This is a genomic window from Salipiger sp. PrR007, from assembly GCF_010499845.1.
GTDB lineage: Bacteria > Pseudomonadota > Alphaproteobacteria > Rhodobacterales > Rhodobacteraceae > Salipiger > Salipiger pacificus_A.
The window spans coordinates 182,868-208,121 of sequence record NZ_JAAGOZ010000039.1; the positions used below are offsets into that span (position 1 = coordinate 182,868).

At 66.5% G+C, this 25,254-nt stretch carries 26 protein-coding genes; 25 read left to right on the forward strand and 1 reads right to left on the reverse strand.

The annotated features are described in order from the left end of the window. Window positions 1-11 precede the first annotated feature (11 nt). From G0Q01_RS17395 to G0Q01_RS17505, 23 genes are all read left to right on the forward strand, one after another. Complete coding sequence (locus G0Q01_RS17395) at window positions 12-623, forward strand: NADH-quinone oxidoreductase subunit C (protein ID WP_108966126.1); 612 nt, start codon at window positions 12-14, stop codon at window positions 621-623. Next, window positions 623-1,843 (forward strand): NADH-quinone oxidoreductase subunit D, encoded by a 1,221-nt coding sequence (locus tag G0Q01_RS17400; protein WP_164195455.1) that lies wholly within the window; start codon window positions 623-625, stop codon window positions 1,841-1,843. The genes G0Q01_RS17395 and G0Q01_RS17400 overlap by 1 nt, the downstream gene beginning before the upstream one ends. Next, entirely contained in the window at window positions 1,840-2,178 is a 339-nt protein-coding gene (locus tag G0Q01_RS17405; RefSeq protein ID WP_235940212.1) for a hypothetical protein, read from the forward strand. Before G0Q01_RS17400 ends, G0Q01_RS17405 begins: the two co-directional genes overlap by 4 nt. A 94-nt stretch (window positions 2,179-2,272) precedes the next feature. After that, window positions 2,273-3,154 carry an NADH-quinone oxidoreductase subunit NuoE gene (gene nuoE / locus G0Q01_RS17410; RefSeq protein ID WP_164195453.1) on the forward strand — a complete coding sequence of 294 codons (882 nt, stop codon included), beginning with the start codon at window positions 2,273-2,275 and terminating at the stop codon, window positions 3,152-3,154. Between the two features lie 27 nt (window positions 3,155-3,181). After that, the gene (locus G0Q01_RS17415) at window positions 3,182-3,916 is read left to right on the forward strand and encodes an endonuclease (RefSeq protein WP_164195451.1); all 735 of its coding nucleotides are present in this window, start codon (window positions 3,182-3,184) and stop codon (window positions 3,914-3,916) included. A gap of 67 nt (window positions 3,917-3,983) precedes the next feature. After that, on the forward strand, window positions 3,984-4,202 hold the full coding sequence (locus G0Q01_RS17420; RefSeq protein WP_108966119.1) for a DUF5337 domain-containing protein: 219 nt from the start codon (window positions 3,984-3,986) through the stop codon (window positions 4,200-4,202). A gap of 3 nt (window positions 4,203-4,205) precedes the next feature. Beyond that, window positions 4,206-5,501 carry an NADH-quinone oxidoreductase subunit NuoF gene (gene nuoF / locus G0Q01_RS17425; RefSeq protein ID WP_108966117.1) on the forward strand — a complete coding sequence of 432 codons (1,296 nt, stop codon included), beginning with the start codon at window positions 4,206-4,208 and terminating at the stop codon, window positions 5,499-5,501. Between the two features lie 40 nt (window positions 5,502-5,541). After that, on the forward strand, window positions 5,542-5,937 hold the full coding sequence (locus G0Q01_RS17430; protein WP_203595062.1) for a DUF5333 family protein: 396 nt from the start codon (window positions 5,542-5,544) through the stop codon (window positions 5,935-5,937). 2 nt (window positions 5,938-5,939) lie between these two features. Continuing rightward, the gene (locus G0Q01_RS17435; protein WP_164195449.1) at window positions 5,940-6,287 is read left to right on the forward strand and encodes a hypothetical protein; all 348 of its coding nucleotides are present in this window, start codon (window positions 5,940-5,942) and stop codon (window positions 6,285-6,287) included. Window positions 6,288-6,415: 128 nt separating this feature from the next. Continuing rightward, window positions 6,416-6,829 (forward strand): DUF5333 domain-containing protein, encoded by a 414-nt coding sequence (locus G0Q01_RS17440; RefSeq protein ID WP_164195446.1) that lies wholly within the window; start codon window positions 6,416-6,418, stop codon window positions 6,827-6,829. A gap of 85 nt (window positions 6,830-6,914) precedes the next feature. Further along, entirely contained in the window at window positions 6,915-8,903 is a 1,989-nt protein-coding gene (nuoG, locus tag G0Q01_RS17445) for an NADH-quinone oxidoreductase subunit NuoG (protein ID WP_164195443.1), read from the forward strand. A gap of 3 nt (window positions 8,904-8,906) precedes the next feature. Further along, window positions 8,907-9,299 (forward strand): hypothetical protein, encoded by a 393-nt coding sequence (locus G0Q01_RS17450; RefSeq protein WP_164195441.1) that lies wholly within the window; start codon window positions 8,907-8,909, stop codon window positions 9,297-9,299. Between the two features lie 10 nt (window positions 9,300-9,309). Further along, a complete protein-coding gene (gene nuoH / locus G0Q01_RS17455) occupies window positions 9,310-10,347 on the forward strand; it encodes an NADH-quinone oxidoreductase subunit NuoH (RefSeq protein WP_108966107.1) in 1,038 nt (345 codons plus the stop codon). Between the two features lie 6 nt (window positions 10,348-10,353). After that, entirely contained in the window at window positions 10,354-10,848 is a 495-nt protein-coding gene (gene nuoI / locus G0Q01_RS17460) for an NADH-quinone oxidoreductase subunit NuoI (RefSeq protein ID WP_108966105.1), read from the forward strand. 112 nt (window positions 10,849-10,960) lie between these two features. Further along, window positions 10,961-11,383 (forward strand): carboxymuconolactone decarboxylase family protein, encoded by a 423-nt coding sequence (locus G0Q01_RS17465; RefSeq protein ID WP_164195437.1) that lies wholly within the window; start codon window positions 10,961-10,963, stop codon window positions 11,381-11,383. Continuing rightward, on the forward strand, window positions 11,380-11,988 hold the full coding sequence (locus tag G0Q01_RS17470) for an NADH-quinone oxidoreductase subunit J (RefSeq protein WP_164195435.1): 609 nt from the start codon (window positions 11,380-11,382) through the stop codon (window positions 11,986-11,988). Before G0Q01_RS17465 ends, G0Q01_RS17470 begins: the two co-directional genes overlap by 4 nt. A 122-nt stretch (window positions 11,989-12,110) precedes the next feature. Beyond that, the gene (nuoK, locus tag G0Q01_RS17475) at window positions 12,111-12,416 is read left to right on the forward strand and encodes an NADH-quinone oxidoreductase subunit NuoK (protein WP_108966100.1); all 306 of its coding nucleotides are present in this window, start codon (window positions 12,111-12,113) and stop codon (window positions 12,414-12,416) included. A 6-nt stretch (window positions 12,417-12,422) separates the two neighbouring features. After that, window positions 12,423-14,594: an NADH-quinone oxidoreductase subunit L gene (nuoL, locus tag G0Q01_RS17480; RefSeq protein WP_164195433.1), complete on the forward strand. Its 2,172-nt coding sequence runs from the start codon at window positions 12,423-12,425 to the stop codon at window positions 14,592-14,594. Further along, window positions 14,594-16,144: an NADH-quinone oxidoreductase subunit M gene (locus G0Q01_RS17485; RefSeq protein ID WP_164195431.1), complete on the forward strand. Its 1,551-nt coding sequence runs from the start codon at window positions 14,594-14,596 to the stop codon at window positions 16,142-16,144. Before nuoL ends, G0Q01_RS17485 begins: the two co-directional genes overlap by 1 nt. A gap of 11 nt (window positions 16,145-16,155) precedes the next feature. Next, window positions 16,156-17,598, forward strand: coding sequence for an NADH-quinone oxidoreductase subunit NuoN (gene nuoN / locus G0Q01_RS17490; RefSeq protein WP_108966095.1), 1,443 nt, complete (start codon window positions 16,156-16,158; stop codon window positions 17,596-17,598). A 116-nt stretch (window positions 17,599-17,714) separates the two neighbouring features. Next, complete coding sequence (locus G0Q01_RS17495) at window positions 17,715-18,458, forward strand: biotin--[acetyl-CoA-carboxylase] ligase (RefSeq protein ID WP_164195428.1); 744 nt, start codon at window positions 17,715-17,717, stop codon at window positions 18,456-18,458. A gap of 11 nt (window positions 18,459-18,469) precedes the next feature. Continuing rightward, entirely contained in the window at window positions 18,470-19,252 is a 783-nt protein-coding gene (locus G0Q01_RS17500; protein WP_108966091.1) for a type III pantothenate kinase, read from the forward strand. Beyond that, complete coding sequence (locus G0Q01_RS17505) at window positions 19,249-20,916, forward strand: ribonuclease J (protein WP_108966089.1); 1,668 nt, start codon at window positions 19,249-19,251, stop codon at window positions 20,914-20,916. Before G0Q01_RS17500 ends, G0Q01_RS17505 begins: the two co-directional genes overlap by 4 nt. Before the next feature lie 76 nt (window positions 20,917-20,992). Here G0Q01_RS17505 and G0Q01_RS17510 read toward each other — a convergent pair whose 3' ends face one another. After that, entirely contained in the window at window positions 20,993-22,168 is a 1,176-nt protein-coding gene (locus G0Q01_RS17510; protein ID WP_164195754.1) for a cytochrome P450, read from the reverse strand. Window positions 22,169-22,246: 78 nt separating this feature from the next. Here G0Q01_RS17510 and G0Q01_RS17515 point away from each other — a divergent pair, with 78 nt between their 5' ends. After that, window positions 22,247-24,025 (forward strand): sensor histidine kinase, encoded by a 1,779-nt coding sequence (locus tag G0Q01_RS17515; protein ID WP_164195426.1) that lies wholly within the window; start codon window positions 22,247-22,249, stop codon window positions 24,023-24,025. Further along, window positions 24,022-25,245: a sigma-54 dependent transcriptional regulator gene (locus tag G0Q01_RS17520; protein WP_164195424.1), complete on the forward strand. Its 1,224-nt coding sequence runs from the start codon at window positions 24,022-24,024 to the stop codon at window positions 25,243-25,245. The genes G0Q01_RS17515 and G0Q01_RS17520 overlap by 4 nt, the downstream gene beginning before the upstream one ends. Window positions 25,246-25,254: the final 9 nt, after the last annotated feature.

Below are 25,254 nucleotides of genomic sequence, written 5' to 3' on the forward strand. Positions count from 1 at the left end.
GAGGGGATGCAATGACGCAAGCACTGAACGAGCTGGGCGCCCACATCGAGGTCAAGCGCCCCGATTGCGTGATCGCCTGGGACGTCACCCACGGCGAGCTGAACGTGGACGTGGCTCCGGCGAACATCGCCGGGCTGGTGGAGTTTCTGCGGGCCGATCCGACCTGCCGCTTCTCGACGCTGGTCGACATCACCGCGGTCGACTACCCGAACCGCCCCAAGCGCTTCGACGTGGTCTATCACTTCCTGTCGATGTACCAGAACCATCGCATCCGCCTGCGCGTCTCGGTGCGCGAGGAGGAGATTGTGCCGTCGATCACCGCGCTGCACCCGTCGGCCAACTGGCTCGAGCGCGAGGTGTTCGACATGTTCGGCATCCTCTTCTCGGGGCACCCGGACCTGCGCCGCATCCTCACCGACTATGGCTTCCGCGGCCACCCGTTGCGCAAGGACTTCCCGACCACGGGCTATGTAGAGGTGCGCTACGACGAAGAGCTGAAGCGCGTTGTCTACGAGCCGGTGAAGCTGGTGCAGGAATACCGCCAGTTTGATTTCATGTCTCCCTGGGAAGGCGCGCAATACGTGCTGCCCGGCGATGAAAAGGCCGAGGAGGGGGCGAAGTGATGGACGGCTCCAAAGGTTTCGAAGACGCCCTCTCGGGCGAACAGAAGATCCGCAACTTCAACATCAACTTCGGCCCGCAGCACCCGGCAGCGCACGGCGTGCTGCGCCTCGTGCTCGAGCTAGACGGCGAGATCGTCGAGCGCTGCGATCCGCACATCGGCCTGCTGCATCGCGGCACCGAGAAGCTGATGGAGAGCCGCACCTACCTGCAGAACCTGCCGTATTTCGACCGGCTCGACTACGTCGGCACGATGAACCAGGAACACGCCTGGGTGCTGGCGATCGAGCGTCTGTGCAATGTCGAGGTGCCGCGCCGCGCCCAGCTGATCCGCGTGCTCTACTGCGAGATCGGGCGCATCCTGAACCACCTGCTGAACGTCACCACGCAGGCCATGGACGTGGGGGCGCTGACGCCGCCGCTCTGGGGCTTCGAGGAACGCGAGAAGCTGATGGTCTTCTACGAGCGGGCCTGCGGCGCGCGTCTGCACGCGGCCTACTTCCGCCCCGGCGGCGTCCACCAGGACCTGCCGCCCGAGCTGATCGACGACATCCTTGCGTGGTGCCAGCAGTTCCCGGCCCGCCTGCAGGACATTGACGATCTGCTCACCGAGAACCGCATCTTCAAGCAGCGCAACGCCGATATCGGCGTGGTGACCGAGCAGGACATCCAGGAGCACGGCTTCTCGGGCGTCATGGTGCGCGGTTCCGGCCTTGCCTGGGACCTGCGCCGCGCGCAGCCCTATGAGTGCTACGACGAGTTCGACTTCAAGATCCCCGTCGGCAAGAACGGCGACTGCTACGACCGCTACCTCGTCCGCATGGCCGAGATGCGCGAGAGCGTGAAGATCATGGTCCAGGCCTGCGAGAAGCTGAAGCTGCCCGAGAACCAGGGCGACGTGCTGGCGCGCGGCAAGATCACCCCGCCGAAGCGGTCCGAGATGAAGACCTCGATGGAGGCGCTCATCCACCACTTCAAGCTCTACACCGAGGGCTTCCACGTGCCCGCAGGCGAAGTCTACGCCTGTGTCGAGGCGCCCAAGGGCGAGTTCGGCGTCTACCTAGTCGCCGACGGCAGCAACAAGCCCTATCGCGCCAAGCTGCGCGCGCCCGGCTTCCTGCACCTGCAGGCGATGGACTATATTTGCAAGGGCCACCAGCTGGCCGACGTCGCGGCGATCCTCGGCTCGCTCGACATCGTGTTCGGAGAGGTTGACCGATGATGATCCGTGTTTCCGCCGCGCTTTGCGCGCTTGGCCTGCTGGCCGCCTGTGCCATGCCCCCCAAGGGCACCGACGAGCAGGACCTCATGGCCTGGGACGACGCTGTGACCTCGATTGGTTGCGAGCTGGTGTCCGAGAGCGACTACCAGCCGGTCGAACTGCAGAGCGGCCTGAGCCGCACGCAGGTGCAGGAGATCGCCGCCTACAAGGTCAAGACCGAAGAGGCCGTGCCCAGCGAAACCGGCGGCGTGCGCCTGGTGACCGGAAGCTGCGCGCCGGCGGTGTCCGCCGAACCGGTGGCTGACGCAGAGACCGCCGAGACAGCGGCGGGCTGACAGAATAAGGAGCGGCGGGGCACCGGCCCCGTCCCAACGCCGCGGCGGCGCCTCCGCCCCCGGCCAATGACATGAACCGAAGGTCCGTTTGCCCATGCTGCGCCGTCTTCATCACGAACAGCCCGAGAGCTTCGCTTTCACGCCCGCCAACATGGACTGGGCGGAGGCGCAGGTCAGCAAGTACCCCGAAGGCCGTCAGGCCAGTGCGATCATCCCGCTGCTGTGGCGGGCGCAGGAACAGGAGGGCTGGCTGAGCCGGCCCGCCATCGAATATGTCGCCGACATGCTGGGCATGGCCCACATTCGCGCGCTCGAGGTGGCGACCTTCTACTTCATGTTCCAGCTGCAGCCGGTGGGCAGCGTGGCGCACGTGCAAATCTGCGGCACCACGTCCTGCATGATCTGCGGCGCAGGCGAGCTGATGGAGGTCTGCAAGGCCAAGATCGCCGCCAGGCCGCATGAGGTTTCCGCCGACGGCAAGTTCTCCTGGGAAGAGGTCGAATGTCTTGGCGCCTGCTCGAACGCGCCGATGGCGCAGATCGGCAAGGATTACTACGAGGACCTGACCGGCGAGAAGCTGGCCGAGATCCTTGATGCCATGGCGGCCGGCAATGTGCCCACGCCCGGCCCGCAGAATGGCCGCTTCGGCTCCGAGCCGCTCGGCGGCCCGGTGGTGCTGACCGGCGACAAGGACGAGACGCTCAATGCCTCCGTCGCGCTGGCGACCGAGATCGGCGACACGATCAAGCGCATCGACGGCACCGAGGTGCCGCTGCGCGCGCCTTGGCGCGACCGCTCGAACGAGAAGGGCGATGCAAGCCCCAACACCCATACACCGAAGCTCTCGGAAGGGGCCCCGGCCGATGAGACCGGCATCGATAAGCGTCAGGCCCCGGTGACCCCGGCGGCCGATGTGAAGTCGGACCCGGAGCCTGCGGAGCCGAAGCCGCTGGGTAAGGAAAACAACGACGATTGATCCAATGACATAGCCAGGGAGAGAGAGATGACAGACGTGACGATGCAGGACGGATGCACCCGCAAGAGCTGGATATCAGCGGCCGTGATCGGCGTCGTCGTCGCGCTCTTCGCGCTGGGTGGGCACAAGGGGATCGTGGCGGCACTGCTGCTGGGTCTTCTCGCGACCGGCCTGCTCGGCTCTCTCTTCATCTGGCTCTCCTGCGCCCCGGTGCCGAAATTGGGCGAGCGCTCGCCGATCTCGCGGCTGACGCCTTCGGTCGAGGGCGAGGTGCCTGCGGTTCCCGAGCATGCTCCGGCGGCGCCGGCGCCGCTGATGGCAGCTCCGGCAGAGGCCCCCGAGGCCAAGCCCGAGAAGGCGCCCGAGCCCGCCCCGGCTGCGGCGGAGGAAAAGACCCCGGCCGCGGCTGCGGAAACGGCAAAGGAAAAGACCCCCGCCGCGGCTCCGGCAGCGGTGGCGGATGAAAACGAAGGGGGCTCGCAGCCCGTGGCGCTGGCGCAGCCGCGCTCGGGCAGCGCGGACAACCTGAAGGAAATCAAGGGCGTTGGGCCCAAGCTCGAGTCGCTGCTGCACGAGCTGGGCATCTACCATTTCGACCAGATCGCGGGCTGGAGCTCGGCCGAGGTCGCATGGATGGATGAGAACCTGAAAGGGTTCCGCGGCCGGGTCTCGCGCGATGACTGGATCGGGCAGGCCAGGATACTCGCGGCGGGCGGGGAGACCGAGTTCTCCAAGCGCGTCGAGGATGGCGAGGTCTACTGACCCGCCGCAGGAATGAAGGTGCCGCCGGGACAGCCCGGCGGCGCGGGACAAAGGAACCGGACCGAAGATGAGCGGACAGGACCAGCACAACCGGCAGGGGCGCATCACCGCGCTTGTCATTGCCGGGACCGGGCTGGCCTGGATCGCCGCGACGGTCGCGGGCGAGATGCTGGGCTGGACCCAGCGCACGAGGGCGTTCTTCGACCTGGCCGCGCTGGCCGGGTTCGGGACGGCGATCTGGATGATTTACGGGCTCTGGCGGTCACGCCGGAAAGACAAGGACTGAGCGATGCTGAAGGACGAAGATCGGATCTTTACCAATCTCTACGGCATGCAAGACCGCTCCCTCGCCGGGGCGAAGAAGCGTGGCCACTGGGACGGCACGGCCGGCATCATCGCCAAGGGCCGCGACTGGATCATCGACGAGATGAAGGCCTCGGGCCTGCGCGGTCGGGGCGGGGCGGGCTTCCCGACCGGCCTCAAGTGGTCCTTCATGCCCAAGGAAAGCGATGGTCGCCCGGCCTATCTGGTGATCAACGCCGATGAATCCGAGCCCGCGACCTGCAAGGACCGCGAGATCATGCGCCACGATCCGCACACGCTGATCGAGGGCGCGCTGATCGCTTCCTTCGCGATGAACGCGCATGCGAGCTACATCTACATCCGCGGCGAATACATCCGCGAGCGCGAGGCGCTGCAGGCGGCCATCGACGAGTGCTACGACGCGGGCCTGCTGGGCAAGAACGCCGCCGGCTCGGGCTGGGATTTCGATCTCTACCTGCACCACGGCGCCGGCGCCTATATCTGCGGCGAGGAAACCGCGCTGCTGGAAAGCCTCGAGGGCAAGAAGGGCATGCCGCGGATGAAGCCGCCGTTCCCGGCGGGCTCGGGCCTCTACGGCTGCCCGACCACGGTGAACAACGTCGAATCCATTGCGGTCGCCCCGACCATCCTGCGCCGCGGCGCGACCTGGTTCTCCTCCTTCGGGCGGCAGAACAACGCGGGCACCAAGCTCTTCGCCCTGACCGGCCACGTGAACACGCCCTGCGTCTTCGAAGAGCAGATGTCGCTGCCGGTGCGCGAGCTCATCGAAAAGCACGGCGGCGGCATCCGCGGCGGCTGGGACAATCTCAAGGCGATCATCCCCGGCGGCGCGTCCTGCCCGATCCTGCCCAAGGACAAGCTCGAAGACGCCATCATGGACTTCGACTGGATGCGTCAGAACCAGTCTTCCTTCGGCACCGGCTGCATGATCGTCATGGACCAGAACACCGACGTGATCAAAGCCGTCTGGCGCCTGTCGAAGTTCTTCAAGCACGAAAGCTGCGGCCAGTGCACGCCGTGCCGCGAGGGCACCGGGTGGATGATGCGGGTCATGGACCGCCTGGTGAGCGGCGATGCGGAGGTCGAGGAGATCGACATGCTGCTCAACGTCACCAAGCAGGTCGAGGGCCACACGATCTGCGCGCTCGGCGACGCGGCGGCCTGGCCGATCCAGGGTTTGATCCGTCACTTCCGCGAAGAGATCGAGGATCGGATCAAGGCCAAGCGCACCGGGCGCATGGGCGCCATGGCGGCTGAGTGATCTGATGCGGGTGACGATGTTACGTGGTGGTTTTGGTCTGATGACAGCGCTCGCAGTTGCGGGCTGCGCAGCCACGCCTTCGGGCAACGGTTTTGCGGGCGGCTCTGTCGCGAACCGCTGGGAACAGCGGGTGGTGACCATCTCCATGGCCGAGCGCATTGCCGACGCCTGCCACGACGAGGGCATCTACCTTGCCCCGTCGCGCTGGGGCGGGGCGGCACACCGTGCGACCGAGGAAATGGCCGAGCAGGGCGTCGACCGGGCCGAGCTCGAGGCGGCTTTCCGGGCGCAGGACTTCGGGGCGCTGTCGGTCGAGATCGACGAGGCACTGGCCCGCAAGGGCGTCGAGAGAGGCCGGCCGCAGAGCCTGTGCCGCGTCGGCGCGCAAGAAATCGCGGCGGGGTCCGACCTGGGCCTTACGCTGAAGAAGGGATGACCATGGGACCTCACAGCGGATCGCTCGTCCGGACTGGCGGCCTGCTGGCGCTCGCCGCGCTGCTCGCCGCCTGCGGGCCGAGCAAGGATGATCCCGAGTTCGGCGGCTTGCAGTTCCGCGGCGGGGCAAAGCCGGTGGGCGACGATCGGGCGAACTTCGTCGTCACGATCAGCAATGCCGCCCGCGCGCCCTATGCGGCGGCCGATGCCGGGATCTACGAGGGCACCAAGTACTGCATCCACTACCTTGGCACCTCGGACATCGCCTGGGCGATGGATCCCGCGGCGGTGCGGCGGCAGCCGGTGCTCTCGGGCAGCGATCTCCTGCTGCGTGGGCGCTGCGTGGAATGAGTGGGAGCATGCTCATATGGGCGGGTCTTCCGGGCGGCTATTGCATAGCCACCGGCCCCGGCCCCACATCCCTTGGCGAGGGAGCCCGCCTTTCGGCGCCCTCCGTACTGCGCCAATGGAGAGATGATATGAGCAACCTCAGAACCGCCGTCTTCGCCAGCCTGCTGGGAGCGCTCGCGCTGCCCTCCGCCGCGATGGCCAAGCCGCCGCTCGGCGAGGTGCGCGAGATTCACGACGGGCTGCTGGCCGTGGGCATCGCCGACGAGATCCGCAACCGCTGCGACGACATCAGCGCCCGGATGTTGACGGCCATGGGCACCCTCCACGCGCTGAAGAAGCGGGCGCGTGCGCTTGGCTACAGCAACGAGGAAATCGAGGATTACGTCACCTCGAAGGCCGAGAAGAAGAAAATGCGCGCCGAAGGCGTGGCCTATATGGCCGCGCGCGGCGTCACTGCGGACGACACCGCGGGGCTCTGCCGCGTCGGCCGCGAGGAAATTGCAAGGGGCAGCGCCATCGGCGCGCTCCTGAGGGAGAAATGATGCGACACGCGACGTGCATATCCCCCAGCGCCCCGCCGCAGGCGGCGGGCGCGTCGCGTGTGTCACCAGTCATGGGAAAATGCCAATGACCAACCTTCGTAAGATCGTCATCGACGGCACCGAGATCGAGGTGGACGGGTCGATGACCCTGATACAGGCCTGTGAGGAAGCCGGCATCGAGGTGCCGCGCTTCTGCTATCACGAGCGCCTGTCCATCGCCGGCAACTGCCGCATGTGCCTTGTCGAGGTGGTCGGCGGCCCGCCCAAGCCCGCGGCCTCCTGCGCCATGCAGGTGCGCGACCTGCGGCCCGGCCCCGAGGGCCAGCCGCCGGTCGTGAAGACCAACTCGCCGATGGTCAAGAAGGCCCGCGAGGGGGTGATGGAGTTCCTGCTCATCAACCACCCGCTCGACTGCCCGATCTGTGACCAGGGCGGCGAATGCGACCTGCAGGACCAGGCCATGGCCTATGGCGTCGACTTCTCGCGCTTCCGCGAGCCGAAGCGCGCCACCGAGGATCTCGACCTCGGCCCGCTGGTCGAGACCCATATGACCCGCTGCATCTCCTGCACCCGCTGCGTGCGCTTCACCACCGAGGTGGCGGGCATCACCCAGATGGGCCAGACCGGGCGCGGCGAGGATGCCGAGATCACCTCGTATCTGAACGAGACGCTCGACTCGAACCTGCAAGGCAATATCATCGACCTGTGCCCGGTGGGCGCGCTGGTCTCGAAACCCTATGCGTTCACCGCCCGCCCGTGGGAGCTGACCAAGACCGAATCCATCGACGTGATGGACGCGCTCGGCTCCAACATCCGCGTCGACACCAAGGGCCGCGAAGTCATGCGCTTCCTGCCGCGGAACCATGACGGGGTGAACGAGGAATGGCTCTCGGACAAGAGCCGCTTCGTCTGGGACGGCCTGCGCCGTCAGCGTCTCGACCGGCCCTACATCCGCAAGGACGGCAAGCTGAAGCCCGCCACTTGGCCCGAGGCGCTCGCCGCCGCGGCCACGGCGCTGAAGGGGGCCAAGAAGGTGGCCGGCCTTGTCGGCGATCTCGCCCCGGTCGAGGCGGCCTTCTCGCTCAAGCAGCTGATCGAAGCGCTCGGCGGCTCGGTCGAATGCCGCACCGACGGTGCGCGTCTGCCGGTCGGCAACCGCTCGGCCTATGTGGGCAACGTGACGATCGAGGAAATCGACACGGCAAAGGAAATCGTGCTGATCGGCACCAACCCGCGCGACGAGGCACCGGTGCTGAACGCCCGCATCCGCAAGGCCTGGATCGCCGGCGCCGAGGTCAAGCTGATCGGCGAGGCCGCCGACCTGACCTATGACGTGACGCACCTCGGCGCGGACCGCGCGGCCCTGGCCGATGCGAAGGTTGGCGACGATGCCATCGTGATCGTGGGGCAGGGCGCGCTGCGCGAGGCCGACGGTCTGGCTGTGCTGGCCGCCGCACAGGCGCTCACCGGCAAGGTCCTGGTGCTGCACACCGCCGCGTCCCGTGTCGGCGCGCTCGACGTGGGCGCGGTGACCGAGGGCGGTCTGGAGGCGGCCACCAAGGATGCGGACGTGATCTACAACCTTGGCGCCGACGAGATCGAGATCGAGGCGGGCGCCTTCGTGATCTACCAGGGCTCGCACGGTGACCGTGGCGCGCATCGCGCCGACGTGGTCCTGCCGGGCGCTGCCTATACCGAAGAAAACGGTCTTTTCGTCAACACCGAGGGCCGGCCGCAGCTCGCCTTCCGCGCCGGTTTCGCGCCGGGCGAGGCGAAAGAGAACTGGGCGATCCTGCGGGCGCTCTCGGCCGAGGTCGGCAAGACCCTGCCGTGGGACAGCCTCGCGCAGCTTCGTCAGGCGCTGGTCGCCGCGGTGCCGCACCTGGCGCAGATCGACGTGGTGCCGGAAAACGAATGGACCCCGCTCGAGACCGACAAGCTGGGCAAGGCTTCCTTCCGCAACGCGGTCAAGGACTTCTGGCTGAGCAACCCGATCGCCCGCGCCTCGGTGCTGATGGCCGAGCTTTCGGCGAACGCAAAGGCGCGCCGCGACGCGCCCATGGCCGCCGAGTGAGCCATGCGCACGCGGATATCCCTCTTCATGGCGGCACTGGCCGCGCTCTGTGCCTGCGAGCAAAGCTCGCAGGCGACGGATCGCGCCATGCCGTCCTACGAGGGGATCGAGACGCGGCTGCTGGACGGCGATCTGGTGAATTTCCTCGTGTCCATGCGCGGTGCGCGCGGCTCGGAGGATGTAGAGACCTACGCAGATTGCGCCGCGGCGCAGTACGCGCTGATCCGCGGCTACGGATTTGCGCGACATCTGCGGACGAATGTATCGGAAGAGGGTGGCCTCTGGCGCGGAGATGCTGTTTACACCATCTCGGCGGCGCTGCCCCGCGGGCTCAAGACGATCGACGCGGAAGTCGTCGCGTCAGCCTGCACCGAGAACGGAATACCGATGGTGTGAGGGACACTTGATGGCAGACTTCTTCGCAACCCCCTTCGGCATCTTCATCCTTGTGCTCGCGCAAACCCTTGCGGTCGTGGCCTTCGTGATGATCTCGCTGTTGTTCCTGGTCTATGGAGACCGCAAGATCTGGGCCGCCGTCCAGATGCGGCGCGGCCCCAACGTCGTGGGGGTGTTCGGCATTCTCCAGTCGGTGGCGGACGCTCTGAAATACATCCTCAAGGAAGTGGTGATCCCGGCGGGCTCTGACAAGAGCGTGTTCCTGATGGCGCCGCTGGTTTCCTTCGTCTGTGCGATGATCGCCTGGGCGGCGATCCCGTTCAACGACGGCTGGGTGCTGGCGGACATCAACGTGGCGATCCTCTACGTGATGGCGATCAGCTCGCTCGAGGTCTACGGCGTGATCATGGGGGGCTGGGCGTCGAACTCGAAGTACCCGTTCCTCGGATCGCTTCGCTCGGCGGCGCAGATGATCTCTTACGAGGTGTCGATCGGCCTGATCATCATCGGCGTGATCATCTCGACCGGCTCGATGAACTTCGGCGACATCGTGCGTGCCCAGGACGGTGGCCTCGGCCTGTTCAACTGGTACTGGCTGCCGCACTTCCCGATGGTGTTCCTTTTCTTCATCTCGGCGCTGGCCGAGACCAACCGCCCGCCGTTCGACCTTCCCGAAGCGGAATCCGAACTGGTGGCCGGCTACCAGGTGGAATATTCCTCGACGCCCTTCCTGCTGTTCATGGCAGGTGAATACATCGCGATCTTCCTGATGTGCGCGCTGACCTCGCTGCTGTTCTTCGGCGGCTGGCTGTCGCCGATCCCCGGCCTGCCCGACGGCGTGCTGTGGATGGTCGCGAAGATGGCGTTCTTCTTCTTCATCTTCGCGATGGTGAAGGCGATCACCCCGCGCTACCGCTACGATCAGCTGATGCGCCTTGGCTGGAAGGTCTTCCTTCCGTTCAGCCTGTTCTGGGTGGTCTTCGTGTCCTTCGCGGCGAAATTCGGATGGTTCTGGGGCGTCTTCGCCCGCTGGACCACGGGAGGTTAAGCAACCATGGCATCGATCGATTACGGCCGGGCAGCCAAGTATTTCCTGCTGGCGGACTTCATCAAGGGGTTCCAGCTGGGCCTGCGCTACTTCTTCGCGCCCAAGCCCACGCTGAACTACCCGCACGAGAAGGGCTATCTGTCGCCGCGCTTCCGGGGCGAGCACGCGCTGCGCCGCTACCCCAACGGCGAAGAGCGCTGCATCGCCTGCAAGCTCTGCGAGGCGATCTGCCCGGCGCAGGCCATCACCATCGACGCCGAACCGCGCGACGACGGCAGCCGCCGCACCACGCGCTACGACATCGACATGACGAAATGCATCTACTGCGGCTTCTGCCAGGAGGCCTGCCCGGTGGATGCGATCGTCGAGGGGCCGAACTTCGAGTTCTCGACCGAGACGCGCGAGGAGCTTTTCTACGACAAGGAAAAGCTGCTGGCGAACGGCGATCGCTGGGAAGCAGAGATCGCCCGAAACCTCGAACTCGACGCCCCGTACCGCTGACCGCTGAGGCATCACAGGAAGCCATGACCGCCACCGTCGCCCGCCCCCTCCGCACAGCCCTCCGCGCCCAAGCGCGGGGCAGGGCAGGGTACGCGCAGACAGGAGCGCGATCATGACCGATCCCAAGAAGCCCTTCGACACGACGCCCTTCGAGCTGATGATGACCCAGGCGCAGGAAATGGCGAAAGCCTTCAACCCCGCGCTTGAGAGCTTCGCGCCAAAAGAGTTCGAGAAGCTCTGGCCGACCATGCCCAAGGACATCATGGAGTTCTGGTTCGGCAAGGGCATGTCGAAGGACGGGCTCGATGCCAAGACCCGGCTCTTGCTGACCCTGGCCGGGCTGACCATGCAGGGTGCCCAGGCCGACACGCCGGTGCGCATGACCGTGCGCCACCTCATCGAGGCCGGCGCCACGAAAGACGAGATCGCCGAGACCATCGCCCATATGTCGATGTTCGCCGGCATACCCGCCATGACCCGCGCCATGGAGCTTGCGCGCGAGGTGATGGAAGACAACAAGGATGACGCAAAATGACCGTGTTCGCCTTCTACCTCTTTTCGCTTTGCGCCATCGCGGGCGGGCTGTTCACGGTGATCGCCCGCAACCCGGTGCACTCGGTGCTCTGGCTGATCCTCGCCTTCCTCAGCTCGGCGGGGCTCTTCGTTCTGCTGGGCGCGGAATTCGTCGCGATGCTGCTGATCATCGTCTACGTGGGTGCCGTGGCCGTGCTCTTCCTCTTCGTGGTGATGATGCTCGACGTCGACTTCGCCGAGCTGCGCGCGGGGATGGCGAAATACATGCCGCTGGCGCTGCTCATCGGGGTCGTCATCCTGATGCAGCTCGGCATGGCCTTCGGCGGCTGGCAGGCCTCGGAACTGGCGTCGAGCCAGCTTTCGGCCCCGACCCCCGCGCCCGAGCAGATGCAGAACACCGTCGCGCTCGGCGTGCTGCTCTATGACCGCTACTTCCTGCTGTTCCAGCTGGCGGGGCTGATCCTGCTGGTCGCGATGATCGGGGCGATCGTGCTCACGCTGCGCCATCGCACCAACGTCAAGCGCCAGAACGTGCTGCACCAGATGTGGCGCGATCCGGCCAAGGCGATGGAGCTGAAGGACGTGAAGCCCGGGCAGGGGCTCTGAGGTGCTTCCCGCCGCGCCGCCCGGGAGGGCTGCGCGCGGCGGGCAACGGGATATGACGCGGACCCACCCGTCAAAGGGCCGCGAGGGACTAGAAGAATCGGGGCAGAGACCCGGAGGGATGCATGATCGGACTTGAACATTACCTGACGGTGGCGGCCGTGCTGTTCGTCATCGGGATTTTCGGGATTTTCCTGAACCGGAAGAACGTGATCATCCTGTTGATGTCGATCGAACTCATCCTTCTTTCGGTGAACATCAATTTCGTCGCCTTCTCGGCCTTCTTGGGCGATCTGGCGGGGCAGGTCTTCACGCTCTTCGTGCTGACCGTGGCCGCCGCCGAGGCGGCGATCGGCCTGGCGATCCTGGTCTGCTTCTTCCGCAACCGCGGCTCGATTGCCGTGGAAGACGTCAACGTGATGAAAGGCTGATCGCCCATGGAGACGATTATTCTCTTCGCCCCGCTGCTGGGCGCGGTGCTGGCCGGGTTCGGCTGGCGCTTCATCGGCGAGAAAGGGGCCATGTGGGTGACCACCGGCCTGCTGTTCCTGGCCTGTCTGCTGTCGTGGATCGTGTTCCTCACGCTCGGCGAGGCGGAAACCATTCCTCTGTTCCGCTTCATCGAGTCGGGCTCGCTGAGCACCGAATGGGCGATCCGCTCGGACCGGCTGACGGCGATCATGCTGATCGTGGTCACCACGGTCTCGGCGCTCGTGCACCTCTACAGCTTCGGCTACATGGCGCATGATCCGCAGTTCAAGGAAGGCGAGAGCTACAAGCCGCGCTTCTTTGCCTATCTGTCCTTCTTCACCTTCGCGATGCTCGCGCTGGTGACCTCGGACAACCTGGTGCAGATGTTCTTCGGCTGGGAAGGTGTGGGCGTCGCGTCCTACCTGCTGATCGGCTTCTACTACAAGAAACCCTCGGCGGGCGCCGCGGCGATGAAGGCCTTCATCGTCAACCGCGTGGGCGACTTCGGCTTCCTGCTTGGCATCCTCGGGCTCTTCTTCCTGACCGACTCGATCCGCTTCGACGACATCTTCGCCGCGGCTCCGCAGCTGGCGGAAACGCAGTTGACCTTCCTCTGGACCGACTGGAACGCGGCAAACCTGCTGGCCTTCCTGCTCTTCGTCGGTGCGATGGGCAAATCGGCGCAGCTCCTGCTGCACACCTGGCTGCCAGACGCGATGGAAGGCCCGACCCCCGTCTCGGCGCTGATCCACGCCGCGACCATGGTCACCGCCGGTGTCTTCCTCGTCTGCCGCATGTCGCCGCTGATGGAATACGCGCCCGAAGCGATGGCCTTCGTCACCTTCCTCGGCGCCACGACTGCCTTTTTCGCGGCGACGGTCGGCCTCGTGCAGAACGACATCAAGCGCGTCATCGCCTATTCGACCTGTTCGCAGCTCGGCTACATGTTCGTGGCGGCGGGCGTCGGCGTCTATTCGGCGGCGATGTTCCACCTGCTGACCCACGCCTTCTTCAAGGCGATGCTGTTCCTCGGTGCCGGCTCGGTCATCCACGCGATGCACCACGAGCAGGACATGCGGAACTACGGCGGGCTGCGCGGCAAGATCCCCTACACTTTCTGGGCGATGATGATCGGCACGCTGGCGATCACCGGCGTCGGCATCCCGCTCACCCACATCGGCTTCGCCGGCTTCCTGTCGAAGGACGCGATCATCGAGAGCGCATGGGCCGGAACCGCGGGCGGCTACGCCTTCTGGATGCTGGTCATCGCGGCGCTGTTCACCTCGTTCTACTCGTGGCGGCTGATCTTCCTGACCTTCTACGGCCGTCCGCGCGGCGACAAGCACACGCATGAGCACGCGCATGAAAGCCCCAAGGTCATGACCATTCCGCTGGCGGTTCTCGCCGTGGGCGCGGTCTTTGCCGGGATGGTCTTCTACGGCCCGTTCTTCGGCGACCATGACAAGGTGAACCGCTTCTTCGGTATCCCCGCCCATTACGCGGAAGCCTCTGAGGAGGGCCATGGCAACGCGGTCACTGAAGAGCACGCTGCCACCGAGGCGCACGGCGAGGAAACCGCCGTCGCGACCGAGGAGCAGGGCACCGAGACCTCGGAGGTCGCCACAGAGGCAGCAACCGAAGAGGGCCACGCCGAGGCAGCGACGCATGTCGCCACCGGCATGGCCCCCGAGGGCGCGATCTTCATGGGTCCGGACAACCACGTCATGGACGAGGCGCACCACGCGCCGGTCTGGGTCAAGGTCTCGCCGTTCTTTGCCATGCTGATCGGCTTCGGGGTCGCGTATCTCTTCTACATCGTGAACCCGGCGCTCCCGAAGCGGCTCGCCGAGAACCAGCGTCCGCTGTACCTCTTCCTGCTCAACAAGTGGTATTTCGACGAGATTTACGACTTCATCTTCGTGCAGCCGGCCAAGGCGATCGGACGCTTCTTCTGGAAGCGGGGTGACGGCAAGGTCATCGACGGCTCGATCAACGGCGTGGCGATGGGGATCATCCCCTTCTTCACCCGGCTCGCGGGCCGCGCCCAGTCCGGCTACATTTTCACCTACGCCTTCGCCATGGTGATCGGCATCGCCGTTCTTGTCACCTGGATGTCGATCCTCGGAGGGGCGCACTAATGGCCAACCTTCTTTCCATCGTCACCTTCCTGCCCGCGCTGGCGGCGCTGATCCTCGCGCTCTTCCTGCGCGGCGGAGACGCCGCGGCGGATCGGAACGCCAAGTGGCTCGCGATGATAGCGACCACGGCGACCTTCGTGATCTCGCTGTTCATCCTGTTCCAGTTCGACCCGGCCAACACCGGCTTCCAGATGGTCGAGAGCGGCACCTGGATCATGGGGCTGAGCTACAAGATGGGCGTCGACGGCATCTCGGTGCTGTTCGTCATGCTCACCACCTTCATGATGCCGCTGACCATCCTCGCCTCCTGGGGCGTGAAGACCCGGGTCAAGGAGTACATGATCGCCTTCCTGCTGCTGGAAACGCTGATGCTCGGCGTGTTCATGGCGCTGGACCTGGTGCTCTTCTACCTGTTCTTCGAGGCCGGCCTCATCCCGATGTTCCTGATCATCGGCATCTGGGGCGGCAAGGAGCGCATCTACGCCTCGTTCAAGTTCTTCCTCTACACCTTCCTCGGCTCGGTGCTGATGCTGGTGGCGATCGTCGCGATGTATGCCGATGCCGGCACGCTCGACATCCCCACGCTGCTCACCCACGAGTTCTCGACGGCGGGCTTCTCGGTGCTGGGCATTCACATCGTCGGCGGTCTGCAGACCATGCTCTGGCTGGCCTTCTTCGCCTCCTTCGCGGTTAAGATGCCGATGTGGCCGGTGCACACCTGGCTGCCCGACGCGCACGTTCAGGCGCCCACGGCGGGCTCGGTGGTGCTGGCGGCGATCCTGCTGAAGATGGGCGGCTACGGCTTCCTGCGCTTCAGCTTGCCGATGTTCCCCGTGGGCTCGGAGGTGCTGGCGCCGCTGGTCTTCTGGATGTCGGCCATCGCCATCGTCTACACCTCGCTCGTCGCGCTCGTGCAGGAGGACATGAAGAAGCTCATCGCCTATTCGTCGGTCGCCCACATGGGCTACGTAACGCTGGGCATCTTCTCGGCCAACCAGCAGGGCATCGACGGCGCGATCTTCCAGATGATCAGCCACGGCTTCGTCTCGGGCGCGCTCTTCCTCTGCGTCGGCGTGATCTACGACCGCATGCACACCCGCGAGATCGACGCCTACGGCGGCCTCGTGAACCGCATGCCGGCCTATGCGCTGATCTTCATGTTCTTCACCATGGCCAACGTCGGCCTGCCGGGCACCTCGGGCTTCATCGGCGAATTCCTCACCATGATGGGCATCTTCCAGGTCAACACCTGGGTCGCCGCCGTGGCCGCGACCGGGGTGATCCTCTCGGCGGCCTATGCGCTCTGGCTCTACCGCCGCGTGGTCTTCGGCGATCTCATCAAGGAGAGCCTGAAGACCATCCAGGACATGAACACCCGCGAGCGCTGGACCTTCGCGCCGCTGGTCGTGATGACCCTGTGGCTGGGGGTCTACCCCGCCGCCGCGCTGGACATCATCGGCCCGTCGGTCGAGGCGCTGGTCAACCACTATGATACGGCCGTGGCGGCCGCCGATCTCGGCGGCAGCACCGTGGCCCAAGCGAACCACTGAGGGGGCGAGGCATGATCTCGGCTGATCTGAACACCATCCTTCCGGAGATCCTGCTGGCGGTCTACGCCATGCTGGCGCTGATCGGCGCGGTCTATACCGGCAAGGACAAGCTCGCCCCGGCGCTGGTCTGGCTCACCGCCGCAGTGATGGCGATCCTCGCGCTGTGGATCGGCACCGCCGGCTCCGGCACCAACCCCGCCTTCCACGGCATGTTCATCGACGACGCCTTCTCGCGCTTTGCCAAGGTGGTCATCCTGATCGCCGCGGCCTGCGTGCTGGTGATGGGTCTCGGCTTCATGCAGAAGACCAAGATGCTGAAGTTCGAGTACCCGGTGCTGGTGGCGCTCTCGACCGTCGGCATGATGGTCATGGTCTCGGCGGGCGATCTGATGACGCTCTACATGGGGCTCGAGCTGATGTCGCTCGCGCTCTACGTGGTTGCCTCGCTGCGCCGCGACAGCGAGATGTCGACCGAGGCAGGCCTGAAGTACTTCGTGCTGGGCGCGCTGTCGTCGGGCATGCTGCTTTACGGCGCCTCGCTGACCTACGGCTTTGCCGGGACGACGCTCTTCTCGGGCATCATCCTTGCGGCGACCGAAGGGCACCTGTCGCTCGGCCTGCTGATCGGTCTCGTGCTGATGATCTCGGGCTTTGCCTTCAAGGTCTCGGCGGTGCCGTTCCACATGTGGACGCCCGACGTCTACCAGGGCGCGCCGACCCCGGTCACCGCCTTCTTCGCCACCGCGCCGAAGGTTGCCGCCATGGCGCTCTTCGCCCGGGTGATGCACGACGCCTTTGGCGGCGCCGTCGCGGACTGGAGCCAGGTGGTCGCACTGATCGCGGTGCTGTCGATGTTCCTCGGCTCCATCGCTGCCATCGGCCAGACCAACATCAAGCGCCTGATGGCCTATTCCTCGATCGCCCACATGGGTTACGCGCTGATCGGCCTTGCCGCCGGCACCGAGGCGGGCGTGCAGGCGATGCTGATCTACATGGTCGTCTACGTGACCATGAACGTCGGCACCTTCGCCTTCATCCTGTCGATGAGCAAGGATGGCCAGCCGGTGACCGACATCCGTGCGCTCGGCATGTACTCCAAGCGTGAGCCGGGCCGGGCGCTGGCCATGCTGGTGCTGCTGTTCAGCCTCGCCGGCGTGCCGCCGCTGCTCGGCTTCTTCGCCAAGCTGGGCGTCTGGCAGGCGGCCATCGCGCAGGACATGGTCTGGCTGGTCGTGGCCTCGGCCGTCGCCTCGGCGATCGGTGCCTACTACTACCTGCGGATCGTCTTCTTCATGTACTTCGGCGAGGACCGCGAGGATGCGCTGGATGCCGGTGGCTCGCCGCTGCTCTGGGGCTTCCTGGTGGTCTCGGCCTTCATCATGGTCGCAGGCGTGGTGAACCTCTTCGGCATCGAGGGCCCGGCAGCGGCCGCGGCAGCGACGCTTGTCAACTGAGCACCGAGCCAGCACGAGAACACCGAGTGGCGCGCCTCTGGCGCGTCACTTTGTTTTCGCCTATGCGCTGATTTCTCACTGTGGGCACGGATGGAAACGGATGAAAGGGCAGGCGCATGTGGCCTGACGGCTATGGCCGGCGCGTGCTGGCGGAAGTGGACAGCACCAATGCCGAGGCGGCGCGGATCGTGCCCGGCCTGACCGGCCCCGAGTGGATCCTCGGGCTGAACCAGGTCGCCGGGCGCGGGCGCCGAGGCCGGCCTTGGACCATGCCTGCCGGGAACTTCGCCGGAACGCTGGTGCTGCCGGTCGCCGAGCCGCCGCAGGTGGTTGCCCTGCGCAGCTTCGTCGCTTCCCTGGCGCTGCACGAGGCCTTTGTCGCAGTGACCGGCAGGGCCGACATGCTGGCGCTGAAATGGCCCAACGACGTGCTGGTCAATGGCGGCAAGGTGGCGGGCATCCTGCTGGAAAGCCTCGGGCGTCACGCGGGGCGCGACTGGCTGGCCATCGGCATGGGGGTGAACCTCGCCGCGGCGCCGGACGTTGGCGAGGTCGAGCCCGGTGCGCTGCGCCCGGTCTCTCTGATGTCCGAGGCCGGTGTGCGGGTGACGCCAGAAGAATTCCTGACCGTGCTTGCCGCCGCTTACGCGCGCGAAGAGGCGCGGTTCATGGCGCTCGGCTTTGCCGGTATTCGCGAGGCCTGGCTCTCGCGCGCCGCGCGGCTCGGCTCGGTGATCACCGCGCGCACCGGGCGCCACGAATTTACCGGAACGTTCGAAACGGTGGACGATGCCGGCAATCTTGTCCTAAGGACAGCCAGCGCGCGGCAGGCGATTGCCGCGGCAGACGTGTTTTTCTGAGGGGGCGGCCCATGCTTCTGGCCATCGACTGCGGCAATACCAACACCGTGTTCTCAATCTGGGACGGGGCGCGCTTCCTTGCGACCTGGCGCACCTCGACCGAGCACCAGCGCACCGCCGACCAGTATTACGTCTGGCTCTCGACGCTCATGGCCTTCCAGAAGATCGAGGCCGAGATCACCGATGTGATCGTTTCCTCGACCGTGCCGCGCGTGGTGTTCAACCTGCGTGTGCTGGCGGATCGCTATTTCAACACCCGCGCCATGGTGGTAGGCAAGCCCGAATGCGCGCTTCCCGTGGACGTGCGGGTGGATCTCGGCACAAACGTGGGCCCGGACCGTCTGGTCAACACGGTGGCGGGCTATGATCTTTACGGCGGCGATATCATCGTTGTCGATTTCGGCACCGCGACAACCTTCGACGTGGTGGCGCAGGACGGCGCCTACGAGGGCGGGGTGATCGCACCGGGCGTCAACCTCAGCCTCGAAGCGCTGCACCAGGCTGCCGCCGCGCTGCCGCATGTGGACATCACCAAGCCACAGCGCGTGGTCGGAACAAACACCGTCGCCTGCATGCAGTCAGGCGTTTTCTGGGGCTATGTCGGCCTCGTCCGTGAAATTTGCGCGCGCATCAAGGCCGAACGTGACCGGCCGATGCGCGTCATCTCAACCGGTGGGCTGGCACCGCTCTTCCAGCAATCCGAAGACCTCTTCGACGACTGGCGGGAGGATTTGACCATGCATGGTCTCACCGTCATCCACGCATACAATCTTGGCAGGAGCCAAAGCTCATGAGCAGCGAACGCATTATCTATCTCCCCCTCGGGGGTGCCGGCGAGATCGGCATGAACGCCTATGTCTACGGCTACGGCAAGCCGGGCGAGGAACGCCTTATCCTCGTCGACATCGGCGTTGCCTTTCCCGACATGGACACGACGCCCGGCGTCGACATCATCTTTGCCGACATCAGCTGGCTGAAGGAAAACCGCGAGCGGCTGGAGGCCGTGTTCATCACCCACGCCCACGAGGACCACGTCGGCGCCATCGGCCATTGCTTCGAAGACCTTGGCGTGCCGGTCTACGCGCGTGCCTTCACCGCCAACCTCGCGCGCGGCAAGCTCGCGGAATACGGCCATTCGCCCGAGACGGTGACCACCGTGTCGCGCTGGCCGGAAACGGTGAAGGCCGGTCCCTTCACCGTCGGCTTCCTGCCGATCTCGCACTCGATCCCGGAAAGCTCGGGGCTGGTCATCGACACCCCCGGCGGGCGGCTGATCCACACCGGCGACTTCAAGCTCGACGCGAACCCGGTGGTCGGCGAGGCCTTCGATCCCGAGCTCTGGGCCGAAGTGTCGAAAGATGGCGTCAAGGCGCTGATCTGCGATTCGACCAACGTCTTCTCGCAGCACCCCGGCCGCAGCGAGATCACCGTCGGCCCCGAGATCGAGACGCTGGTGGCCAGCGCGCCGCAGATGGTCGTTGCCACCACCTTCGCCTCGAACGTGGCGCGGGTGAAGACACTGGCCGAGGCCGGCGAGCGCGCCGGGCGCTCGATCTGCCTGCTCGGCCGCGCGATGCGCCGGATGGTCGAGGCAGCGATCGAGACCGGGGTGGTGACCTCCTTCCCGAAGGTGATCTCGCCCGAGGACGCAACGCAGATCCCGCGCGAGAACGTCATGCTGATCGTCACCGGCTCGCAGGGCGAACGCCGGGCGGCCTCGGCGCAGCTGGCGCGCGGCAAGTACAATGGCATCGAGCTCAAGGAAGGCGATCTCTTCCTCTTCTCCTCGAAGACCATTCCGGGCAACGAGAAGGGCGTGATCCACATCATGAACTCGCTCTCTGAGAAGGGCGTGGACATCGTCGACGATGACGGCGGCAAGTACCACGTTTCGGGCCACGCCAACCGCCCTGACCTCGAGCGCATGCAGGACATCGTGAACCCGCAGATCGTCGTGCCCATGCACGGCGAGCACCGCCACCTGCGCGAGCACATGAAATTGGCCGAGGGACGTGGCCGCGCCGGGGTTCTGGCGATCAACGGCACCATGGTCGACCTGTCGGGCAACCAGCCCACGGTGGCAGGCTATGTCGAGACCGGCCGCACCTACCTCGACGGTTCGGTGCAGATCGGGGCGCTCGACGGCATCGTGCGCGATCGTATCCGCATGGCGCTGAACGGGCACGTGGTGGTGACGGTGATCCTCGACGAGGACGACGAGCCGCTTGGCGAGCCCTGGTGCGAGCTGATGGGCCTGCCGGAGATCGGCCGTTCGAACGCGCCGCTGGTGGATATCCTGGAAGAAGACCTCAGCCAGTTCCTTGGCCGCGCCGGCGAGAAGACCCTCGGCGACGACGACAAGCTCGAGGAAGGCATGCGCCGCATCGTGCGCAACTCCTCGGTCAACGAGATCGGCAAGAAACCCGAGGTGACAGTGGTGATCAGCCGCCTGTCCTGAGGCTTTCGGGAGGAATAACGAAGGCGCGCCGCGAGAGCGGCGCGCCTTTTCTTTTGCGATCAGTAAGCCTGGCGAATTAGCGCGTGATCTTCAGCGCCTCGAGGCCGTGGAAATGATAGAGGTCGGCGTATCTCGGCGTTCCGGCCAGTTGCATCCCGGCAAGCCGCTCGAAAAGGATCGGGAGGGCCGTCACCAGTTCGAGCCGGGCCAGAGGCGCGCCGACGCAGAAGTGCATCCCGCCGCCGAAGCTGGTGTTGGTCACGACCGGGCGCGCTGGATCGAAGCGCGCGGGCTCCGCCCAGACCGCCGGGTCTCGGTTCGCCGCGCCCAGCATGAGCGCCACTTGCTCGCCACGCTGGAAGGTATGGCCAAAGGCCTCGACCTGCTCGTAGGCGTAGCGGGTGAACATGTGCAGCGGCGGGTCGTAGCGCAGCACCTCCTCGACCACCGGCGCGGCGTTGTCCTCGGTGATCGTCACGCCCTGTTCCAGCAGCGCCTTGATGCCGTTGCCCATGGTGTGCACCGTCGCCTCGTGCCCGGCGTTGAGCAGCAGGATGCAGGTGGTGATCAGCTCGTCGGTCGAGAGTTTCTCGCCGCCTTCCTCGGCCGCAATCAGGTGCGACAGCAGGTCGTCACCGGGACTCGTGCGGCGCTCATCGACGTAGCCGCGCAGGAAGTCCGAGAAGTCGGTGGCCGCCGTCGCCGCCGCGACCTCCATCGCCTTGTCCCGGCGCGCCTGGTACATGCCGACCATGTCCGCCGACCAGCGCAGCAGTTGCGGCGCCATCGCCTCGGGCACGCCAAGCAGCCGCGCGATGACGATCACCGGGATCGGCTGGCAGAAGGCGGGCAGCAGGTCGATCTCGCCGTGCTCGCGCATCTCGTCGATGAGCCGGTGCGCCAAGGTGGCGATCTCCGGTCCGAGTGCGGCGATCCGGCGCGAGGTGAAAGCGCGCAGCACCAGCCCGCGCAGCCGCGTGTGGCGCGGCGGCTCGAGCTCGAGCATGGAGTGCGCCTCGACCGCGTAGAAGGGCGCCTGGTGGGCCGGGATCTCGGGGGCGATTTCTGGCGGGACCTCGCGGCCGAAGCGGCGGTCCTTCAGCAGCGTCGAGACGGCACGCTGCGACACGGCGCAGGGCAGGGCGTAGTCCTCCCAGAAGGCAAGATCGCCGGCGGCGCGCATTTCGTCGTAAAACGGGTAGGGATCCTGCACGAAGGCGGGATCGGTCGGGGATATGGAAAAGCGTTGCATGGGTCTCATCGTGGTCATGGCGCAACCCTAGGACACGCCCGCGCTTTCTTGGCAAGAGCGGTCTTGCTATGAGGGGTCATGAGCTGGGACCTTCTGACCCGGAGCCGCGCCCTCTGGCTGGCGCTGACGCTCGCCTTCGTGGCCGCGCTGTCGGGCAGCGTGTGGCACTATGGCTACCTGCAGGCGCTTGGGCCGCTCGCCGCGCGCGGGCAGAGCGACCTCGACCTCGCGTCGGACCGCCTCGTCAGCCAGCTGCAGCGGTTCCGCGAGTTTGCCGTGCTCACCACCCGCCACCCGGCGCTGGAGGCGCTGCTCGACGGCGGGCCCCGCGCCCCGGCGGACGAGATGCTGCTCACCGCCGCCGACCGGACCGGCGCAGTCAGTGCCTTCTACGTCGCGGGCTCGGGCGAGGTGCTGGCCAGTTCGGGTGACATGGTCCCTAGGGACGTGGCGCGCAGCGCCTATTTTCGCCGCGCCCTGACCGGTGCGCTTGGCATCGCCCACGGCGAGGGGCCGGGCGACGTGGACCGCGCCTTCTTCTTCGCCGCGCCGAACTTCGCGCCTTCGGGCGAGGTGCGCGGCGCGTTGGTGGTGGTGGTCGATGCGGCGGTGCTCGAGCGCGACTGGCGCGGCTCGTTGCCCGCCGTCTTCTTCCTCGACGAGAGCGGCACGGTCTTCGTCACCAACCGGACCGAATTGCTGGGCTGGCGACGCGAGGGGGATGGGGCCTTGGTCTCGCCCTCGGGGCAGCGGCGCGAGACCGAGACGACGGAACTTGGGGACTACACGATCCTGTCGCAAAATTGGTCGCCCTACATCCCCGCCCGCGCGCTGCGCCGCGTTGTCGACCTGCCGGTGATCGGCATGACCGCCGTGCTGCTGATCGACGTGCGCCCGGCGCGGCGCTACGCGCTGCTGCAGGCGCAGGCAGTGGCGGCGGGGGTGCTCTTTTTCGTCGCGCTGCTGTGGTTCGCGCTCGAGCGGCGGCGGGCGCTGGCGGCGATCAACCTCGACCTGGAAGAACGGGTCACCACGCGCACCCGCGATCTCGAAGAGGCCAACCTCGCGCTGCGCCGCGAGGTGGTCGAGCGGCAGGAGGCCGAGGCCGCGCTGAAGCGCGCGCAGGCCGAACTGGTGCAGGCCTCGAAGCTGACGGCGCTTGGCAAGATGAGCGCGGGGATCAGCCACGAGCTGAACCAGCCGCTGATGGCGATCCGCTCTTTTGCCGAGAACGGGGCCGCCTTCCTCGAGCGCGGCAAGCCCGAGCGGGCGGCAGAGAACCTCGGGCGGATCAGCGATATGGCGGGGCGCATGGGGCGGATCATCAAGAACCTGCGGGCCTTCGCCAAGGCCGAGCCGGGGCCCGCGCATCGCGTCGGTCTTGCGGCGGTGGTCGAGCAGGCGCTCGAGCTGATGCAACGCCGGATCGAGACCACCGGCGCCACGGTCGACTGGCAGCGTCCGGACCGGCCGGCCATCGTCATGGGCGGCGAGGTGCGGTTGAGCCAGGTGGTGGTGAACCTCATTTCGAACGCGCTCGATGCGATGCAAGGGCAGGACGTCCGGCGCCTCACCCTGCGCATCAATCATGAGGACGCCGCGGGCATGGTGCGGCTGACGGTCCGCGACACCGGCTCGGGCATCCGCGAGCCCGACCGCATCTTCGACCCGTTCTACTCGACCAAGGAGGTCGGCCCGGAAGAGGGGATGGGGCTTGGCCTGTCCATCTCTTACGGGATCGTCGAGGGCTTCGGTGGCAAGCTGCGGGGCGAGAATTTGCCCGGCGGCGGGGCGCAGTTCACGCTGGATCTGCGTCAGGCAGGCATGGAGATCACGCAGATGGAGAAACGCGCATGACCCGGCGGGTGCTTCTCGTGGACGACGATGCGGCGGTGCGCGAGGCGCTTGGCCAGACGCTGGAGCTGGCCGACCTCGACGCGGTGACCGCGGGCAGCTTTGTCGAGTGCAAGGAGCTGATCGAGCCCGCCTTCGAGGGGGTGATCGTTTCCGACATTCGCATGCCCGGCCGTGACGGCTTCCACCTGCTTGACTACGCGCACCGCAAGGACCCCGAGCTGCCGGTGATCCTGCTGACCGGCGAGGGCGACATCCCCATGGCGGTGCGGGCGATGGCGGCAGGGGCCTTTGACTTTCTCGAAAAGCCCTGCGCGCCGGGCGATCTGACCGCCGTGGTCGAGCGCGCGCTGCGCACCCGCGCGCTGGTGCTGGAGAACCGCCGCCTGAAGGCCGAGCTGGAGACCGGCGACGCCGCCGCAAGGATGCTCTTCGGCATCTCGCGCAAGGCGGACGGGCTGCGGGCGCGCTGCCGTGTGGCGGCGCGGGCCGGAACCGACGTTCTGATCACCGGGGCACCGGGGTCGGGCCTTTCGAAGGTTGCCGAGGTTGTGCACCTCTGCTCGAACCGCTCCAAGGGCCCCTTCGAGAAGCGATCGGCGGCCGGTCTGGACCGCGCAGCGCTCGGCGAATTCTGGCGCGGCTGCGCGGCGGGCACGGTGTTCCTCGACGAGATCTGCCAGCTGCCGAAGGACAGCCAACTGGCGCTGGTCGATCTGCTGGAGGAAGGAGGGCCCCGGCTGATCGCCGGCACGGTGCGCGATTTGGGCAAGGAGGTGGAGAGCAGCGCGTTTTCCGCCGAGCTCTTCTACCGGCTCGAGGTCATGCAGATCCACATCCCGGCGCTCGGCGAGCGGCCCGAGGACATCCCGGTGCTCTTCCGCCACTACGTGGCGCAGGCCGCCGAGCAGGCCGGTCTCGAGCCGCCGGAGATCACCGAGGAGGTGATCTCGGCGCTCATCGCGCGGGACTGGCCGGGCAACACCCGCTCGCTCATGTCGGCGGCGATGCGCTTCGCGCTCGGGCTCGGCGAGAGCGAGGACATGGGCGAGGGGCTGGGGTTGACCGAACGCATGGCGCAGGTCGAACGCTCGTTGCTGGTCGAGGCGCTGAAGCGCACCGGCGGGCAGGCCAGTGCGGCCGCGCAGGCCCTGAAGCTGCCGCGCAAGACCTTCTACGACAAGCTGGCGAAATACGGCATTCGCGCAGAAGACTATCGCTGAGCGGCGATT

Bases quoted from the DNA above. Each gene is read 5' to 3' on its own strand.
- G0Q01_RS17395 (WP_108966126.1), top strand. From the start codon at position 12: ATGACGCAAGCACTGAACGAGCTGGGCGCCCACATCGAGGTCAAGCGC.
- G0Q01_RS17400 (WP_164195455.1), top strand. From the start codon at position 623: ATGGACGGCTCCAAAGGTTTCGAAGACGCCCTCTCGGGCGAACAGAAG.
- G0Q01_RS17405 (WP_235940212.1), top strand. From the start codon at position 1,840: ATGATGATCCGTGTTTCCGCCGCGCTTTGCGCGCTTGGCCTGCTGGCC.
- nuoE (WP_164195453.1), top strand. From the start codon at position 2,273: ATGCTGCGCCGTCTTCATCACGAACAGCCCGAGAGCTTCGCTTTCACG.
- G0Q01_RS17415 (WP_164195451.1), top strand. From the start codon at position 3,182: ATGACAGACGTGACGATGCAGGACGGATGCACCCGCAAGAGCTGGATA.
- G0Q01_RS17420 (WP_108966119.1), top strand. From the start codon at position 3,984: ATGAGCGGACAGGACCAGCACAACCGGCAGGGGCGCATCACCGCGCTT.
- nuoF (WP_108966117.1), top strand. From the start codon at position 4,206: ATGCTGAAGGACGAAGATCGGATCTTTACCAATCTCTACGGCATGCAA.
- G0Q01_RS17430 (WP_203595062.1), top strand. From the start codon at position 5,542: ATGACAGCGCTCGCAGTTGCGGGCTGCGCAGCCACGCCTTCGGGCAAC.
- G0Q01_RS17435 (WP_164195449.1), top strand. From the start codon at position 5,940: ATGGGACCTCACAGCGGATCGCTCGTCCGGACTGGCGGCCTGCTGGCG.
- G0Q01_RS17440 (WP_164195446.1), top strand. From the start codon at position 6,416: ATGAGCAACCTCAGAACCGCCGTCTTCGCCAGCCTGCTGGGAGCGCTC.
- nuoG (WP_164195443.1), top strand. From the start codon at position 6,915: ATGACCAACCTTCGTAAGATCGTCATCGACGGCACCGAGATCGAGGTG.
- G0Q01_RS17450 (WP_164195441.1), top strand. From the start codon at position 8,907: ATGCGCACGCGGATATCCCTCTTCATGGCGGCACTGGCCGCGCTCTGT.
- nuoH (WP_108966107.1), top strand. From the start codon at position 9,310: ATGGCAGACTTCTTCGCAACCCCCTTCGGCATCTTCATCCTTGTGCTC.
- nuoI (WP_108966105.1), top strand. From the start codon at position 10,354: ATGGCATCGATCGATTACGGCCGGGCAGCCAAGTATTTCCTGCTGGCG.
- G0Q01_RS17465 (WP_164195437.1), top strand. From the start codon at position 10,961: ATGACCGATCCCAAGAAGCCCTTCGACACGACGCCCTTCGAGCTGATG.
- G0Q01_RS17470 (WP_164195435.1), top strand. From the start codon at position 11,380: ATGACCGTGTTCGCCTTCTACCTCTTTTCGCTTTGCGCCATCGCGGGC.
- nuoK (WP_108966100.1), top strand. From the start codon at position 12,111: ATGATCGGACTTGAACATTACCTGACGGTGGCGGCCGTGCTGTTCGTC.
- nuoL (WP_164195433.1), top strand. From the start codon at position 12,423: ATGGAGACGATTATTCTCTTCGCCCCGCTGCTGGGCGCGGTGCTGGCC.
- G0Q01_RS17485 (WP_164195431.1), top strand. From the start codon at position 14,594: ATGGCCAACCTTCTTTCCATCGTCACCTTCCTGCCCGCGCTGGCGGCG.
- nuoN (WP_108966095.1), top strand. From the start codon at position 16,156: ATGATCTCGGCTGATCTGAACACCATCCTTCCGGAGATCCTGCTGGCG.
- G0Q01_RS17495 (WP_164195428.1), top strand. From the start codon at position 17,715: ATGTGGCCTGACGGCTATGGCCGGCGCGTGCTGGCGGAAGTGGACAGC.
- G0Q01_RS17500 (WP_108966091.1), top strand. From the start codon at position 18,470: ATGCTTCTGGCCATCGACTGCGGCAATACCAACACCGTGTTCTCAATC.
- G0Q01_RS17505 (WP_108966089.1), top strand. From the start codon at position 19,249: ATGAGCAGCGAACGCATTATCTATCTCCCCCTCGGGGGTGCCGGCGAG.
- G0Q01_RS17510 (WP_164195754.1), bottom strand. From the start codon at position 22,168: ATGCAACGCTTTTCCATATCCCCGACCGATCCCGCCTTCGTGCAGGAT.
- G0Q01_RS17515 (WP_164195426.1), top strand. From the start codon at position 22,247: ATGAGCTGGGACCTTCTGACCCGGAGCCGCGCCCTCTGGCTGGCGCTG.
- G0Q01_RS17520 (WP_164195424.1), top strand. From the start codon at position 24,022: ATGACCCGGCGGGTGCTTCTCGTGGACGACGATGCGGCGGTGCGCGAG.